Genomic DNA, 14,179 nt, shown 5'->3' with positions numbered 1-14,179 from the left:
GTACTCTGAGGGGGAACAAGGATGAACTTAATTTTAATGGGGCTTCCTGGTGCTGGTAAAGGTACACAAGCCGAACAGATTGTTGCCAAGTATAACATCCCTCACATTTCAACAGGAGACATGTTCCGTGCAGCTATGAAGGCTGAAACTGAAATGGGTCTACAAGCAAAATCTTTTATTGATAAAGGTGCACTTGTTCCAGATGAAGTTACAATCGGAATCGTTCGTGAACGTTTAAGTCAAGACGACTGCGTAAGAGGTTTCTTACTAGACGGTTTCCCACGAACTGTTGCACAAGCATCAGCTCTTGAAGAAATTATGAAAGATCTTGGCAAAAAAATCGACTATGTTTTAAACATTAATGTGGATTCAGGGTTGTTATTAAAACGCCTTACAGGCCGTCGCATTTGTAAAGAGTGCGGTGCGACTTACCACTTAGAATTCAATCCACCAGCAAAAGCTGATGTGTGCGATAAATGTGGTGGCGAATTATATCAACGCTCTGATGACAATGAAGAAACTGTAGCAAATCGTTTAGATGTAAATATTAAGCAAACAAAACCTTTGCTTGATTTCTACGAAGAGCTTGGTTACTTACAAAGCATTAATGGTGAGCAAGATATCAATAAAGTATTTGCTGATATCGATGTTCTCATCGGAGGCTTAGCGTAATGATAATCTGCAAAACTCCTCGCGAGATAGAAATCATGCGAGAAGCTGGCAGGATCGTTGCTTTGACTCATCAAGAGTTGAAACAGCACATTACTCCAGGAATTACAACGAAAGAGCTCGATCAAATAGCGGAAAAGACGATTCAAAAATATGGTGCTACGCCATCTTTTAAAGGATACAACGGATTTCCGGGGAGCATATGTGCTTCTGTAAATGAAGAGCTTGTACACGGAATTCCAGGGAAGCGCAAGCTCAAAGAGGGCGATATCATCAGTATCGATATTGGTGCGAAATACAATGGGTACCATGGAGATTCTGCATGGACGTATCCAGTTGGAAACATTTCTGAATCTGTTCAAAAGCTACTTGATGTCACAGAAAAATCGTTGTATCTTGGTCTAGAACAAGTAAAACCAGGCGAGAGATTATCAAATATCTCACATGCGGTTCAAACCCATGCTGAAGAGAATGGATTCTCGATCGTTAGGGAGTATGTTGGTCACGGAATCGGGCAAGACTTACATGAGGACCCTCAAATCCCGCACTATGGTCCACCAAATAGAGGCCCTAGATTAAAGCCGGGAATGGTCATCTGTGTTGAGCCGATGGTGAATCAAGGAAGACGATATGTAAAAACACTATCTGATGACTGGACAGTGGTAACGGTAGATGGTAAATGGTGTGCCCATTTTGAGCACACGATTGCTCTTACAGAAGCAGGATACGAAATCCTTACCACTTTATAAGTAGCTGGCTCTCCGGGATTTCAGAGCAGTGTAAAATGTTACTGATTTGAAGAAGGGAGAACTATTGAATGGCTAAAGATGATGTAATTGAAGTCGAAGGTACCGTTCTTGAAACGTTGCCAAATGCTATGTTCAAAGTAGAATTAGAGAATGGGCATGTCGTATTGGCTCACGTTTCTGGTAAAATCCGTATGAACTTCATTCGTATTTTACCAGGAGACAAAGTTACGGTAGAATTATCTCCGTACGATTTAAATCGTGGTCGTATTACGTACCGTTTTAAATAATATAGCACTCCGTAATCTTTAAGGAGGTTCGAGACATGAAAGTAAGACCGTCAGTTAAACCAATCTGCGAAAAATGTAAAGTTATTCGTAGACGTGGAAAAGTAATGGTTATTTGTGAAAACCCTAAACATAAACAAAAACAAGGTTAATCAGAAGGAGGTGCATTCGTAATGGCACGTATCGCAGGTGTAGATATTCCTCGAGACAAACGCGTTGTTATTTCTTTAACTTACGTATTCGGCATTGGTCGCACAACTGCTGAAAAAATTCTTGCTGAAGCAGGTATTTCTGAAGAAACACGAGTTCGTGATTTAACGGAAGACGAATTAGGACGTATCCGTGATATCATCGATCGTATTAAAGTTGAGGGAGACCTTCGTCGTGAAGTATCTCTTAACATCAAACGTCTAATGGAGATCGGTTCTTACCGTGGTCTTCGTCACCGTCGTGGTTTACCAGTTCGTGGTCAAAACTCTAAAAACAATGCTCGTACACGTAAAGGTCCACGTCGTACAGTAGCAAATAAAAAGAAATAATAAGTAAAGGAGGTTGAACTAACAATGGCACGTAAAACAAACACTCGTAAAAAACGTGTGAAAAAGAATATTGAAGCTGGTATAGCTCATATTCGTTCTACTTTCAACAACACAATCGTAACACTTACAGATACTCACGGTAACGCACTTTCTTGGTCTAGTGCTGGTGCACTTGGTTTCCGTGGATCTCGTAAATCTACTCCATTCGCTGCGCAAATGGCTGCTGAAACTGCTGCTAAAGCTGCAATGGAACACGGTTTAAAAACTTTAGAGGTTACTGTTAAAGGTCCTGGTGCTGGTCGTGAAGCTGCAATTCGTGCTCTTCAAGCTGCAGGTCTAGAAGTAACAGCAATTAGAGATGTTACTCCAGTTCCTCATAATGGATGTCGTCCACCAAAACGTCGTCGTGTGTAATTTTTCTGTATAGAATTTTCCCTTTTGTCTATAATGGATATGATGCATTATCGAGAAATTTCGTACAGAAACATCGCTTGTTGTGCACAATCGGGAACTGCCTAAGGGGGACTTTCGGTTAGACAGGGGTTATACCTTTGTTTAACCGGGGTTTCGACGTTTTGAAGGAGGGTTTAGTTAATGATTGAAATCGAAAAGCCGAAAATCGAAACGGTTGAACTTAACGAAGATGCTAAATATGGTAAATTCGTAATTGAACCGCTTGAGCGTGGATATGGTACTACTTTGGGTAACTCCTTACGTCGTATTCTTTTATCCTCACTCCCTGGTGCCGCTGTTACTGCTATCCAAATCGATGGCGTATTACATGAATTTTCAACAGTTGAGGGCGTAGTAGAAGACGTTACGACGATCATCTTAAACTTGAAAAAGTTAGCTCTTAAAATCTACTCTGAAGAAGAGAAGACGTTGGAAATTGATGTACAGGGCGAAGGTATTGTCACAGCTGCTGATATTACTCACGATAGTGATGTAGAAATCTTAAATCCAGATTTACACATTGCAACGTTAGCAAAAGATGCGCATTTCCGCGTGCGTTTAACTGCAAAGCGTGGCCGTGGGTATACGCCAGCTGATGCAAATAAAAGCGAAGATCAACCAATAGGAGTAATTCCTATTGATTCTATTTATACTCCAGTATCACGTGTGACTTACCAAGTGGAAAAGACACGTGTCGGACAAGTGGCTAATTATGATAAGCTTACGCTTGATGTATGGACGGATGGAAGCATCGGGCCAAAAGAAGCTATCTCTTTAGGTGCCAAAATCTTAACTGAGCATTTAAATATCTTTGTTGGTTTAACTGATGAAGCACAAAATGCTGAGATTATGGTCGAGAAGGAAGAAGATCAAAAAGAGAAAGTTCTTGAGATGACTATCGAAGAACTAGACCTTTCTGTTCGTTCTTATAATTGCCTAAAACGTGCAGGAATTAATACTGTACAAGAGCTTGCGAACAAAACAGAAGAAGATATGATGAAAGTTCGTAACTTAGGACGTAAATCCTTAGAAGAAGTTAAACATAAACTTGAGGAATTAGGTTTAGGTTTACGTAAAGACGACTGAGGATTTAAACCCATCAACAAAGGAGGGAACTACGAATGGCATACAGAAAATTAGGCCGTACAAGTGCGCAACGTAAAGCTATGTTACGTGATTTAGCTACTGATTTAATTATCAACGAGCGCATCCAAACGACAGAAACTCGTGCAAAAGAACTTCGTTCTGTAGTGGAAAAAATGATCACTTTAGGTAAACGCGGAGATCTTCATGCTCGTCGTCAAGCAGCAGCTTTCATTCGCAATGAAGTAGCTAACGCTGAGACTGGTCAAGATGCACTTCAAAAACTATTCGCTGATGTAGCTCCACGCTATGCTGAGCGCCAAGGCGGATACACTCGTATTGCAAAAATTGGTCCACGTCGCGGAGACGCAGCACCAATGGTAATTATCGAGTTAGTATAATGATAATTAAAAGGGCAGGACAGTTCTTTTCAAGAAACTGGTCATGGCCCTTTTTTTTAAATATAAAAATAGGCTAACTTGGCGAAGGAAAGGGTGCCTTCTATTGAAAAAAGAGAAACTTCGGATAGAAAATATATCATTTCAATATCCTGGGGCAGCCACTTATGCATTAAAAGATGTTTCATTTTCCTTATATGAGGGAGAATGGGTATCTATTATTGGACAAAACGGTTCAGGAAAGTCTACACTTGCAAAATTATTGAATGGTTTGTTTTTGCCAGAAGCAGGGACTATTACAGTAAATGATACAATGGTTTTATCAGAGGAAACGGTATGGGATGTTCGAAAACAAATTGGAATGGTATTTCAAAATCCAGATAATCAATTTGTTGGAACGACAGTGCAAGATGATGTTGTATTTGGCTTGGAGAATATCGGAATGCCAAGAGAACAAATGATTGAAAGATTAGAACAGGCCTTGCAACTTGTCCGTATGGAAGATTTTCTTAATGATGAGCCTCATTCCTTATCTGGTGGGCAAAAGCAGCGAGTGGCAATAGCAGGCGTTTTAGCACTTCAACCATCTATTTTAATATTAGATGAAGCAACGTCAATGTTAGACCCTCAAGGGAGACGTGAAGTAGTAGAAACGGTTAGACAACTTGTTACTCAAAAAGGTATTACCGTGTTATCAATTACGCACGATTTAGAAGAAGCGGCACAGTCAGATCGTGTCATTATTTTAAATAAGGGAGAAATATTAGAGGAAGGGACTCCAGAAAAAATTTTCAAATCCTCTCATATGCTCCAAGAAATTGGCTTAGATGTACCGTTTTCGGTGAAAATAGCAGAATTATTAAAAAGAAATGAAATTCTCTTGCAAAATACGCATCTTACAATGGAAAGCTTGGTGAACGAACTTTGGAGATTACATTCCAAAAAGTAGAACATCGTTATCAATATAAAACTCCATTTGAAAGACGCGCACTTTATGATGTAGACGTGTCGTTTCCAAGTGGGGGCTATTATGCCATTATCGGTCATACTGGTTCAGGAAAGTCGACGATGATTCAACATTTAAATGGTTTATTGCAGCCGACAAATGGTACAGTTCAAATTGGTGAACATTTGATTTCGGCAGGAAAGAAAGAAAAAAAGCTAAAGCCACTACGTAAAAAAGTAGGGGTTGTCTTTCAATTTCCAGAACATCAGTTGTTTGAAGAGACTGTGGAGAAAGATATTTGTTTCGGCCCTACTAATTTTGGAGTATCTGTAGACGAAGCAAGGCAAAAGGCTAGAAAGGCAATTGAACTTGTAGGGCTAGAACCAGAACTGTTAACACGTTCTCCGTTCGAATTAAGTGGTGGACAAATGAGACGTGTTGCTATAGCGGGTGTACTGGCAATGGAACCTGAAGTGCTTGTATTAGATGAACCTACAGCAGGACTAGATCCAAAAGGGCAGAACGAACTTATGGAGATGTTTTATAAGCTGCACAAGGAGAAGGGTCTTACAGTCATCCTTGTAACGCATAATATGGAGGATGCTGCTCAGTATGCGGAGCAGATTGTAGTTATGCATAAAGGAACGGTCTTTTTGCAAGGAAGTGCAGAGGAAGTATTTTCACATGCTGATGAACTAGAGAAAATTGGTGTGGATCTTCCTATGTCATTAAAGTATAAACGTGCAATTGAAGAGAAGTTTGGTATTTCAATTCCAAAGGCTACCTTATCTTTAGAGGATCTTACTCATGAAGTTGTGCAGGTGTTACGAAAAGGTGGTCATGAATCATGCAGCAGTTGATTATTGGGAGATATATCCCGGGGAATTCACTTATTCATCAACTTGATCCACGTACGAAGCTGCTGATTGTCTTTTTATATGTATTTGTTGTTTTCTTAGCAAATAATGCGATTTCATATGGATTTTTATTTTTATATGCACTCATTGCTTTATTTTTTGCAAAAGTGCCGATTCGTTATGTACTTTCGGGCTTAAAACCAATTTTATGGATTTTTCTTTTTACATTTTTCCTGCATATTTTTACAAATAAAGAGGGGGATGTACTATTCCAGCTTGGTTGGTTTTCGATATATGAAAAAGGATTAGAGCAAGGGATATACATTTCTGTACGATTCTTCGTTATTATTTTAATGACGACATTATTAACGTTAACGACGACACCTATTGAAATTACAGATGGTTTGGAGACGTTATTAAAGCCGTTGAAGCGTATAAAGGTTCCTGTTCATGAAATCGCATTAATGATGTCAATTTCTCTTCGTTTTATCCCGACATTAATGGATGAAACGAGTAAAATAATGAAAGCACAAGCGTCACGTGGTATTGATTTTGCCGGGGGACCGATAAAAGATAGAATGAAAGCTATTATTTCACTGCTCGTTCCTCTGTTTATCAGTGCTTTTAAGCGTGCAGAGGACTTAGCCATTGCGATGGAAGCTCGTGGATATCAGAGTGGTGAAGGACGTACTAAATTTAGGCAACTACGCTGGAAAACAAGCGATACAGTAACGATTGTCAGCTTATTTTGTTTAGCTTGTATTTTGGCATGGGTGCGATCGTAATGGAGAATAGAGAAATGGATAGAATAAAATGTACGGTTGCATATGATGGCATGCATTTTTGTGGTTATCAAATTCAGCCGAACCATCGTACTGTTCAACAGGAGATAGAAAAAGCATTGCAGAAATTGCATAAGGGAGAACTTGTTCGTGTTCAGGCATCTGGTAGAACAGATTCTACAGTTCATGCAAAAGGACAAGTAATACACTTTGATACTCCTTTGTCTCTTGAAGAATGGCAATGGAGTAATGCTTTAAACACAATGTTGCCAGATGATATTGTTATTAGGCAAGTAGAGAAAAAAACAGAAGAATTTCATGCACGTTACGGTGTTGAGAAAAAAGAATATCGTTATCGTGTATTATTATCAAAGACTGCGGATGTATTCCGTAGAAATTACGTATATCAATATCCATACCCGCTCGAAATCAACTCTATAAGAAAAGCAATTCCTTATTTTATTGGAACGCATGATTTTACTTCTTTTTGTTCGGCAAAAACTGACAAAAAAGATAAAGTGCGAACAATTTATGAAATCGAGTTAATTGAACAAGATGATGAAATAATTTTTCGTTTTGTAGGTAATGGATTTTTATATAATATGGTCAGAATTATTGTTGGTACGTTACTTAGCGTAGGGCAAGGAAAGCTTGATCCTGATAGCATTCCAGAGATTTTAGCGAAACAAAATCGTCAGTTTGCTGGAAAGATGGCTCCAGGTCATGGGCTTTACTTGTGGGAGGTAAACTATAACAACTAATCCTGGTGTAACATTTGCTTGACATTAGAAACTCAAAAGTATATCATAACATATGGTATTGTTTCTAAAACCACGATTAGCCCCGGAAGGAAATCGTGTTTAAGATAAACAATAGATTTTTTCTATGGAAAAGATAACGAGGAGGGAAACACATGCGTACGACTTTTATGGCAAAAGCTAACGAAGTTGAGCGTAAATGGTATGTGGTTGATGCTGAAGGTCAAACTTTAGGTCGCCTTGCTAGTGAAGTAGCATCCATTTTACGTGGTAAAAACAAACCTACATTTACACCACACGTTGACACGGGTGATCATGTAATTATTATTAACGCTGAGAAAATTCATTTAACAGGTAATAAATTAAACGATAAAATTTACTACCGTCACACTAACCACCCAGGTGGACTTAAGCAAAGAACAGCTCTTGAAATGCGTACAAACTACCCTGTACAAATGTTAGAGCTTGCAATTAAAGGCATGCTTCCAAAAGGACGCTTAGGCCGTCAAGTTTCTAAGAAACTTAACGTGTATGCTGGAGCAGAGCATCCACACCAAGCACAAAAACCAGAAGTTTACGAACTTCGCGGATAATTAATTAAAGGAGGGCTTACTTTGGCACAGGTTCAATACTATGGCACTGGACGTCGTAAGAGTTCAGTAGCGCGCGTACGCCTAGTTCCAGGCGAAGGACGCGTTATCATTAACGGTCGTGATTTTGAAAACTATATCCCATTTGCTGCATTACGTGAAGTAGTGAAACAACCTCTAGTTGCAACAGAAACTTTAGGTAACTACGATGTACTTGTAAACGTAAATGGTGGTGGATACACTGGTCAAGCTGGTGCTATTCGTCACGGTATTTCTCGCGCTTTATTAAAAGCTGATCCAGAATACCGTCTAACACTAAAACGTGCAGGTCTATTAACTCGTGACGCACGTATGAAAGAGCGTAAAAAATACGGTCTTAAAGGCGCACGTCGTGCACCTCAGTTCTCAAAACGTTAATTTTTGCGAACTACAAACCCCAACCATTTTGGTTGGGGTTTTTTATGTTTCATTCCTCTTTTGCAATTTTTATAGCTTGGAATATTTTAGTGCTACCGCCGCGCGTATGCTTCTTCTTTAGAAGTTTAGACTAATACGTATTAGGGAGGTTTATAAGTACTATGAATGTCATTGTCAGCTTACAAGAAAAACAAAAAGAAAAGCAGTTAAAATACGAGCGGAAGATGTTGCGGGAATTATCATTAAAAACATTGCGTTCAAATATTCGTGATGCCTTTCAAATGCAAGAGCTTCATCGTCAGTATGAAGATTACTGTATTGAATTAGGGATAGAATCTTATTTATTAGGAGCGAGATACAGTAAATTTGGTTATTATGGTGAATCGTTTTTTGATGTGAAATATAGAGCTTTAGAAGAAGAACAACAATTAACTGAAACGCTATTTCAATTTTTAACGAGTATGACTATGCGAGAAATAAAGTTGAAAGATGAGGAATTACTTTTTGAATCTTGTCAGCAGTTTATAGGATTGTGGTGGCAAGAAGGGTATGAAAAAGGTGAAAGAAGATATCGATTAAAGCTTCATTAAGACAAGCATAAACTTTCCTCTTGTCCCATATAAGTAATTAGAGGGACTAGCTGGAGGAGGAAAGGTATGAAGAGAATTCGAATTATCTCTTTTGCACTCGCTGCGGTTGTATTGTTTTTTTTAGTCAAGCAAGAATTTCAAATTACAAAATCGTGGCGAGCTTGGAATTTACCCTTATCAGGGAAAGTAATTGTATTAGATGCTGGGCATGGTGGACCAGATGGAGGGGCTGTTGGTGGAAAGGATATTATAGAAAAGGATATTACGCTTGAAATTACAAAAAAGGTACAAGACTATTTACAAGAACAAGGTGCACTAGTTATTTTAACGCGTGAGGGAGATTATGATTTAGCTAACAAAGATACAAAGTCATATAGTAGACGTAAAGCAGAGGATTTAAAAAAACGTGTAGAAATCATCAATAAACCTGATGTAGACTTTTTTGCAAGTATTCATTTAAATGCTTTAACTAGTAGTGGATCGAAAGGCGCACAAACGTTCTATTACCGCTCTTCGATTGAAAATGAACGTGCTGCAAAATTTATACAGGCTGAATTGAGAACAAGTTTAGAGAACACGAATCGTTCTGCTAAGACAATTTCGCATGTGTATTTATTAAAGTATTCTAAAACACCAGGTGCTTTAATTGAAGCCGGCTTTTTATCGAATGTGAACGAAAGGTATATGTTAAATTCGGAGAAATATCAGCAAAAGGTAGCAGCTGCAATATACCGTGGTATATTACGTTATTTCACGGAAAAAGGAAATCCTCCAGAATAAGGAGGATTTTTTTGAGCTTCTCTCGTTAACGAAGTTTTCGGAAAATATGTTATACTGGAAATGTAAACGCATTTATTTCAAGAATACGCAGAGATAAATTCAATTAACATTACGTTATTTTTCATACAGGGGGCTGGGCTAATTATGGTAACGAAAGAGCAAGTGGTTGAAGCGTTAGAAGGGATTGTAGATCCGTTTTTACATAAAACATTAAAAGAAACAAGTGCAATTAAAGAGGTAACAGTCAAGCCAGAGAAGGAACATGTGAGTGTTAAAATTGCAATCGTAAAAACCGGTACAGCGGAACAAATGCAGTTGCAGTCTGGAATTGTAAAGTTAGTAAAAGAACTTGGGGCAGCAACAGTTGGACTTCGTTTTGCAGAATTTACAGAAGAGGAATTAGCTCAGTTTGCACCGGAACAAGAAGAAGAGCAAAGTGAATCTTTATTGTCACCTAATTCAAAAACAACATTCTTAGCAGTAGCGAGTGGAAAAGGTGGCGTGGGAAAATCAACTGTTTCCGTTAACCTTGCAGTTGCTTTAGCTCGTTTAGGAAAAAAAGTTGGTATTATTGATGCGGACATTTACGGTTTTAGTGTGCCAGACATGATGGGGATAGAAAAACGTCCTATCGTAAGAGGTGACAAGATAATTCCGGTGGAACGTTTAGGTGTAAAGGTAATCTCAATGGGCTTCTTTGTAGAGGATAATGCACCAGTTATTTGGAGAGGACCTATGCTTGGGAAAATGTTAAACCACTTCTTCACAGAAGTAGAATGGGGCGATTTAGATTATTTAGTACTAGATTTGCCACCAGGCACAGGTGATGTTGCGTTAGATGTGCACTCAATGTTGCCATCTTGCAAAGAGATTATTGTAACGACGCCTCATCCAACAGCTGCGTTTGTAGCAGCGCGTGCTGGAGCGATGGCATTGCGCACTGAACATAGTATTCTTGGTGTTGTTGAGAATATGGCATATTTTGAAAGTAAGGTAACTGGTGAGAAAGAATATGTATTTGGAAAAGGCGGGGGAGATAAGTTAGCTACCGAATTACAAACGAATGTTCTTGGTCGTATTCCACTGCAACAACCCGATTGGAATAAAGAAGACTTTGCTCCTTCAGTATATGAAGATACACATACAACGGGCATTATTTATAGTAAAATAGCTGAAACAGTAATTGATAAAACAGCTGTTACACAAAAATAAAGTGAAACTTTAATCAGTGGGGTTCACCTGTTACTGACAACAATAAGGCTTTTGTTGCTAGTAAACCTTTCGTTTAATTAGAGGGGTCCATTTTGTCTGTTAATAGCAAGATAAAGTAATAACGAGTGGACAATATATAAATTGTCCACTCGTTATTATAGTTATTATTTTTTACTGTTCTTCCTTCTTCTCGCCTTGAGAACCACCGTCACCGCCTGCTTCTTTCTTACCAGATCCGCCTTTTTCAGCTTTTTGCACACCTTTACTAATGATATCAATCATCTTGGCTTGGAAGAGTGGACTTTCAGCAGTTTCTGTTAGTACTTGTTGTAGATATTGACGGTATTCTTTACTCTTCATTGTTTGTAACATCATTTTTTCTACTTCAGGATTTTTCATAATTTCTATAACGCCTGCTTGGTATTCAGGGTCTTTTAATAAGGTTTTCATTAATTGAGTTTGTTCTTTCCCCATACTTTTAGCAAATTTTGATGAGAACTCAGGATCTTTAAAGAGCTTTTCCCAGAATTGTTGCCCTTTATCGGATACCATGGCATCTTCAATCGTTTTCTTTACTACTGTTTCATCTAGTATGAGTGCTTGTTTCATTTTTTCATCAGTTAATACATCTTGAATAGCTTTCTTACCTTGATCTGTTTTTAAAATATCAACAATCATTTTCTTTGTTTGATCGTAATCTAGTTCGGATTTCGTTTCTTTTCCTTGTGCGCATGCTGCAAGTGCGATAAGTAGAAAAGAAGAAACGAAAATGAATAGCATCCGTTTCATAAGTTGGAACTCCTTTCAGCACAGTTCTCTCTTTTTAATATAAATATCTTTAAGGAATTTATACATGAACCTGGCTAGCTTTTTGAAATTGTCATTGATACAATTTAATTAGAAATATAAGGATAATGGGGGATGTGTTGTGAATAGCCGCAAGTGGGTACGACTATTTTTAACGACGTTGTTTCTTGGTGGGATTAGCACAGTTATTATTGGTTTTGTTTTGGAGTGGGACAAGTACAATAAATTTTTTCAAAATTTCGACGGTAAGGAGATTTTAGCAGTATCTTTCTGGCTGATGGGTGTAGGATTTATTTTTAGTGTTATAAGTCAAATGGGATTCTTTGCATATTTAACAATCCACCGTTTTGGACTAGGGATGTTTCGCTCATCTTCTTTATGGAATGCAGTCCAGCTCTTCTTTATTGCATTCGTATTATTTGATTTTGTGTATTTAAGATCTGTACTTATTGCAAATGGGGAAGTCTCGTTAGGGAATAATATACTTGTTGCTGGAATGTTATTTGTGTTTGGAGCAATTGTTGCTTATGTAAAAAGTAAAGAAACAAATAAAAAAGCATTTGTGCCAGCTCTGTTCTTTATGGTTGTTGTAACGATCCTTGAATGGGTACCGGCGCTTCGGATTAATGATACAGATTGGTTATATTTAATGGTTATACCGCTATTGTTATGTAATGCATATCAATTACTTGTATTACATCGTTTAATCGGAAAAACAAGTAAATCAGCTTAATAGAGAGGTTTTATACAACATCAGTTATAATGTTGTAAATGGTATGATTAAAAAAGCTCTACCACCTTCTTGAAAGGTAGTAGAGCTTTTTATGCGTGAAGAGTAGTAGGGAAGAAGCTACTTCACATCTTCACTTTTCGTACTTGTGTTGGAAATAAGTTGTGAAACGGATATTTGCTCATATCCATCACTTTTTATTTTTTGCAGGAGCAGCGGTAAAGCTCTATTTGTTTGAAGGGCAGAATCGGATGCGTGTAATAAGACGATATCTCCACCTTTCAAATTATTAGAAACAGTAGAAACGATGTTATTTACACCTGGGTTTTTCCAATCGTTTGAATTATTACTCCAATGCACGACGGTGTATCCAAGTGATTCTGCGATTTTAAGGGTTGCTTTGTTAAATTCGCCACTAGGTGGACGTAACAGCTTGACTTGTTTTACACCAAGTTTCGTAAAAACATCTTGTGCTCGTAAAAGGTCTCGTCTTATTTCATTTGTCTCTAGAGAAGTATAGGATGTGTAATTGTATCCCATACTACCGATTTCGTGTCCATCTTTCATGATGCGCTCTACAATATCAGGGTGTCTTTCGGCCCATGCAGCAGAAAGGAAGAAGGTTGCATTCTTAATTTCTCTTTCTTTAAGAGTATCTAGGATTGGAATTGCTTTTTTGTCTCCCCAACTAATATCAAACGTAAATGCAACTTGCTTTTTAGCGGTGTCTCCCTTGTAAATTACTTTAGGGCCTGTAGCAGTTGAAAAAGCAGATTCATGTGAATATGTTTTTAAAAAGAGTAGCCATGCTGTAAATAAGGACAGTATTACTATTAAGCTAATGTGTTTAAAATTTCTCTTACTCGTAATAAAAAAGAAAAACATAATATTACGCCCCTTTGTCCAATCCTTTTCAGTTACATATATGCTGGAAATATAAAAAAGAGAACAAAGGATTAATATCGTAAGTAGTGGATATAATGGATGATAGGATTGTGATAATTGAAAATGAGCGGAACGTTTATTGTTGCGTAAGGAATTATTGAGGTGATTGTTTGCTTGGGCTGATGTTGACAAAAGAAGAGAGAAAAGAAATGGAATACATATTGAAGAGAGAATTAGAGGAACTTTTATTTGATTTTGAAGATGAGCGTATTCATGAAGTTGTAAAAAAAGCTATGGAAGAAAGATATAAAATCATTTTCTGTTTATTCCGGAGAGTAGCTAACACAGAAGAATGTATTCGTTATGTAAGAAAAAGAATTTTTTATTAAAAAGTGTTGACGTTAATAGTTTGTATATGTTAAATTAATAACCGTCGCTGATGCGGAAACGCAGAAAGCGACAAAAAGAAATTAAAAAACTTAGTTGACATTAACTAACGAAGATGTTAACATAAGGAAGTCGCAAATGAGCGACCAAGTAGTTCTTTGAAAACTGAACGAAACAAACAACGTGAAACGTCAATTTTTATTTTAGATGCTAGACAAACTAACTTTATTGGAGAGTTTGATCCTGGCTCAGGATGAACGCTG

At 37.8% G+C, this 14,179-nt stretch carries 21 protein-coding genes; 19 read left to right on the top strand and 2 right to left on the bottom strand.

Annotated elements, in window-relative coordinates; genetic code table 11:
- The first annotated feature begins 21 nt into the window (after positions 1-21).
- The 17 genes from MR107_RS14575 (at position 22) to MR107_RS14495 (ending at position 11,107) form a co-directional block, all read left to right on the top strand.
- Complete coding sequence (locus MR107_RS14575; RefSeq protein ID WP_001048989.1) at positions 22-672, top strand: adenylate kinase; 651 nt, start codon at positions 22-24, stop codon at positions 670-672.
- On the top strand, positions 672-1,418 hold the full coding sequence (gene map / locus MR107_RS14570; RefSeq protein ID WP_000582539.1) for a type I methionyl aminopeptidase: 747 nt from the start codon (positions 672-674) through the stop codon (positions 1,416-1,418). Before MR107_RS14575 ends, map begins: the two co-directional genes overlap by 1 nt.
- A gap of 68 nt (positions 1,419-1,486) precedes the next feature.
- The gene (infA, locus tag MR107_RS14565; protein WP_001029884.1) at positions 1,487-1,705 is read left to right on the top strand and encodes a translation initiation factor IF-1; all 219 of its coding nucleotides are present in this window, start codon (positions 1,487-1,489) and stop codon (positions 1,703-1,705) included.
- Positions 1,706-1,740: 35 nt separating this feature from the next.
- Entirely contained in the window at positions 1,741-1,854 is a 114-nt protein-coding gene (rpmJ, locus tag MR107_RS14560) for a 50S ribosomal protein L36 (protein WP_000868344.1), read from the top strand.
- A 21-nt stretch (positions 1,855-1,875) separates the two neighbouring features.
- The gene (rpsM, locus tag MR107_RS14555; protein WP_000090788.1) at positions 1,876-2,241 is read left to right on the top strand and encodes a 30S ribosomal protein S13; all 366 of its coding nucleotides are present in this window, start codon (positions 1,876-1,878) and stop codon (positions 2,239-2,241) included.
- A gap of 24 nt (positions 2,242-2,265) precedes the next feature.
- Positions 2,266-2,655, top strand: coding sequence for a 30S ribosomal protein S11 (gene rpsK / locus MR107_RS14550; RefSeq protein ID WP_000101798.1), 390 nt, complete (start codon positions 2,266-2,268; stop codon positions 2,653-2,655).
- Between the two features lie 180 nt (positions 2,656-2,835).
- A complete protein-coding gene (locus MR107_RS14545) occupies positions 2,836-3,780 on the top strand; it encodes a DNA-directed RNA polymerase subunit alpha (RefSeq protein WP_000569643.1) in 945 nt (314 codons plus the stop codon).
- 35 nt (positions 3,781-3,815) lie between these two features.
- Positions 3,816-4,178, top strand: coding sequence for a 50S ribosomal protein L17 (gene rplQ, locus MR107_RS14540; RefSeq protein WP_000331490.1), 363 nt, complete (start codon positions 3,816-3,818; stop codon positions 4,176-4,178).
- A 103-nt stretch (positions 4,179-4,281) separates the two neighbouring features.
- Positions 4,282-5,124, top strand: coding sequence for an energy-coupling factor ABC transporter ATP-binding protein (locus MR107_RS14535; RefSeq protein ID WP_000711757.1), 843 nt, complete (start codon positions 4,282-4,284; stop codon positions 5,122-5,124).
- Positions 5,100-5,981 (top strand): energy-coupling factor ABC transporter ATP-binding protein, encoded by an 882-nt coding sequence (locus tag MR107_RS14530; RefSeq protein ID WP_000406535.1) that lies wholly within the window; start codon positions 5,100-5,102, stop codon positions 5,979-5,981. The genes MR107_RS14535 and MR107_RS14530 overlap by 25 nt, the downstream gene beginning before the upstream one ends.
- Positions 5,969-6,763 (top strand): energy-coupling factor transporter transmembrane component T family protein, encoded by a 795-nt coding sequence (locus MR107_RS14525; protein ID WP_001186526.1) that lies wholly within the window; start codon positions 5,969-5,971, stop codon positions 6,761-6,763. Before MR107_RS14530 ends, MR107_RS14525 begins: the two co-directional genes overlap by 13 nt.
- Positions 6,764-6,777: 14 nt before the next feature.
- Positions 6,778-7,521, top strand: coding sequence for a tRNA pseudouridine(38-40) synthase TruA (truA, locus tag MR107_RS14520; RefSeq protein WP_002164804.1), 744 nt, complete (start codon positions 6,778-6,780; stop codon positions 7,519-7,521).
- A gap of 152 nt (positions 7,522-7,673) precedes the next feature.
- Positions 7,674-8,111, top strand: a complete 438-nt coding sequence (rplM, locus tag MR107_RS14515) for a 50S ribosomal protein L13 (RefSeq protein WP_001260793.1) — start codon at positions 7,674-7,676, stop codon at positions 8,109-8,111.
- Between the two features lie 21 nt (positions 8,112-8,132).
- The gene (gene rpsI / locus MR107_RS14510; RefSeq protein WP_000079986.1) at positions 8,133-8,525 is read left to right on the top strand and encodes a 30S ribosomal protein S9; all 393 of its coding nucleotides are present in this window, start codon (positions 8,133-8,135) and stop codon (positions 8,523-8,525) included.
- Between the two features lie 161 nt (positions 8,526-8,686).
- Positions 8,687-9,115 (top strand): DUF2521 family protein, encoded by a 429-nt coding sequence (locus MR107_RS14505; protein ID WP_001101005.1) that lies wholly within the window; start codon positions 8,687-8,689, stop codon positions 9,113-9,115.
- 66 nt (positions 9,116-9,181) lie between these two features.
- Entirely contained in the window at positions 9,182-9,895 is a 714-nt protein-coding gene (cwlD, locus tag MR107_RS14500; RefSeq protein WP_000822439.1) for an N-acetylmuramoyl-L-alanine amidase CwlD, read from the top strand.
- A 144-nt stretch (positions 9,896-10,039) separates the two neighbouring features.
- Positions 10,040-11,107 (top strand): Mrp/NBP35 family ATP-binding protein, encoded by a 1,068-nt coding sequence (locus MR107_RS14495; protein WP_000256628.1) that lies wholly within the window; start codon positions 10,040-10,042, stop codon positions 11,105-11,107.
- A gap of 171 nt (positions 11,108-11,278) precedes the next feature.
- Here MR107_RS14495 and gerD read toward each other — a convergent pair whose 3' ends face one another.
- Positions 11,279-11,896, bottom strand: coding sequence for a spore germination lipoprotein GerD (gene gerD / locus MR107_RS14490; RefSeq protein ID WP_000827295.1), 618 nt, complete (start codon positions 11,894-11,896; stop codon positions 11,279-11,281).
- Between the two features lie 139 nt (positions 11,897-12,035).
- On the opposite strand from gerD, the gene kbaA reads away from it, so the two are divergent.
- A complete protein-coding gene (gene kbaA / locus MR107_RS14485; RefSeq protein ID WP_001088527.1) occupies positions 12,036-12,647 on the top strand; it encodes a KinB signaling pathway activation protein KbaA in 612 nt (203 codons plus the stop codon).
- A 117-nt stretch (positions 12,648-12,764) separates the two neighbouring features.
- Here kbaA and pdaB read toward each other — a convergent pair whose 3' ends face one another.
- The gene (pdaB, locus tag MR107_RS14480) at positions 12,765-13,529 is read right to left on the bottom strand and encodes a polysaccharide deacetylase family sporulation protein PdaB (protein WP_000464705.1); all 765 of its coding nucleotides are present in this window, start codon (positions 13,527-13,529) and stop codon (positions 12,765-12,767) included.
- A 170-nt stretch (positions 13,530-13,699) separates the two neighbouring features.
- Here pdaB and MR107_RS14475 point away from each other — a divergent pair, with 170 nt between their 5' ends.
- Positions 13,700-13,918 carry a hypothetical protein gene (locus tag MR107_RS14475; RefSeq protein ID WP_000901147.1) on the top strand — a complete coding sequence of 73 codons (219 nt, stop codon included), beginning with the start codon at positions 13,700-13,702 and terminating at the stop codon, positions 13,916-13,918.
- Positions 13,919-14,179: the final 261 nt, after the last annotated feature.

Origin of the sequence: Bacillus cereus group sp. BfR-BA-01441, assembly GCF_022663075.1 — a bacterium.
In the GTDB taxonomy this organism is placed as follows: domain Bacteria; phylum Bacillota; class Bacilli; order Bacillales; family Bacillaceae_G; genus Bacillus_A; species Bacillus_A cereus.
The sequence above is the reverse complement of the archived record's forward strand: the minus strand, read 5'-3'. Positions and strand labels throughout refer to the sequence as shown.

Excerpts from the sequence above, each read along its gene's own strand:
- map (WP_000582539.1), top strand. The coding sequence starts at position 672 with ATGATAATCTGCAAAACTCCTCGCGAGATAGAAATCATGCGAGAAGCT.
- rplQ (WP_000331490.1), top strand. The coding sequence starts at position 3,816 with ATGGCATACAGAAAATTAGGCCGTACAAGTGCGCAACGTAAAGCTATG.
- MR107_RS14545 (WP_000569643.1), top strand. The coding sequence starts at position 2,836 with ATGATTGAAATCGAAAAGCCGAAAATCGAAACGGTTGAACTTAACGAA.
- cwlD (WP_000822439.1), top strand. The coding sequence starts at position 9,182 with ATGAAGAGAATTCGAATTATCTCTTTTGCACTCGCTGCGGTTGTATTG.
- rpsK (WP_000101798.1), top strand. The coding sequence starts at position 2,266 with ATGGCACGTAAAACAAACACTCGTAAAAAACGTGTGAAAAAGAATATT.
- infA (WP_001029884.1), top strand. The coding sequence starts at position 1,487 with ATGGCTAAAGATGATGTAATTGAAGTCGAAGGTACCGTTCTTGAAACG.
- rpmJ (WP_000868344.1), top strand. The coding sequence starts at position 1,741 with ATGAAAGTAAGACCGTCAGTTAAACCAATCTGCGAAAAATGTAAAGTT.
- gerD (WP_000827295.1), bottom strand. The coding sequence starts at position 11,896 with ATGAAACGGATGCTATTCATTTTCGTTTCTTCTTTTCTACTTATCGCA.
- MR107_RS14525 (WP_001186526.1), top strand. The coding sequence starts at position 5,969 with ATGCAGCAGTTGATTATTGGGAGATATATCCCGGGGAATTCACTTATT.
- rplM (WP_001260793.1), top strand. The coding sequence starts at position 7,674 with ATGCGTACGACTTTTATGGCAAAAGCTAACGAAGTTGAGCGTAAATGG.
- rpsM (WP_000090788.1), top strand. The coding sequence starts at position 1,876 with ATGGCACGTATCGCAGGTGTAGATATTCCTCGAGACAAACGCGTTGTT.
- pdaB (WP_000464705.1), bottom strand. The coding sequence starts at position 13,529 with ATGTTTTTCTTTTTTATTACGAGTAAGAGAAATTTTAAACACATTAGC.
- truA (WP_002164804.1), top strand. The coding sequence starts at position 6,778 with ATGGATAGAATAAAATGTACGGTTGCATATGATGGCATGCATTTTTGT.
- MR107_RS14495 (WP_000256628.1), top strand. The coding sequence starts at position 10,040 with ATGGTAACGAAAGAGCAAGTGGTTGAAGCGTTAGAAGGGATTGTAGAT.
- MR107_RS14575 (WP_001048989.1), top strand. The coding sequence starts at position 22 with ATGAACTTAATTTTAATGGGGCTTCCTGGTGCTGGTAAAGGTACACAA.
- MR107_RS14505 (WP_001101005.1), top strand. The coding sequence starts at position 8,687 with ATGAATGTCATTGTCAGCTTACAAGAAAAACAAAAAGAAAAGCAGTTA.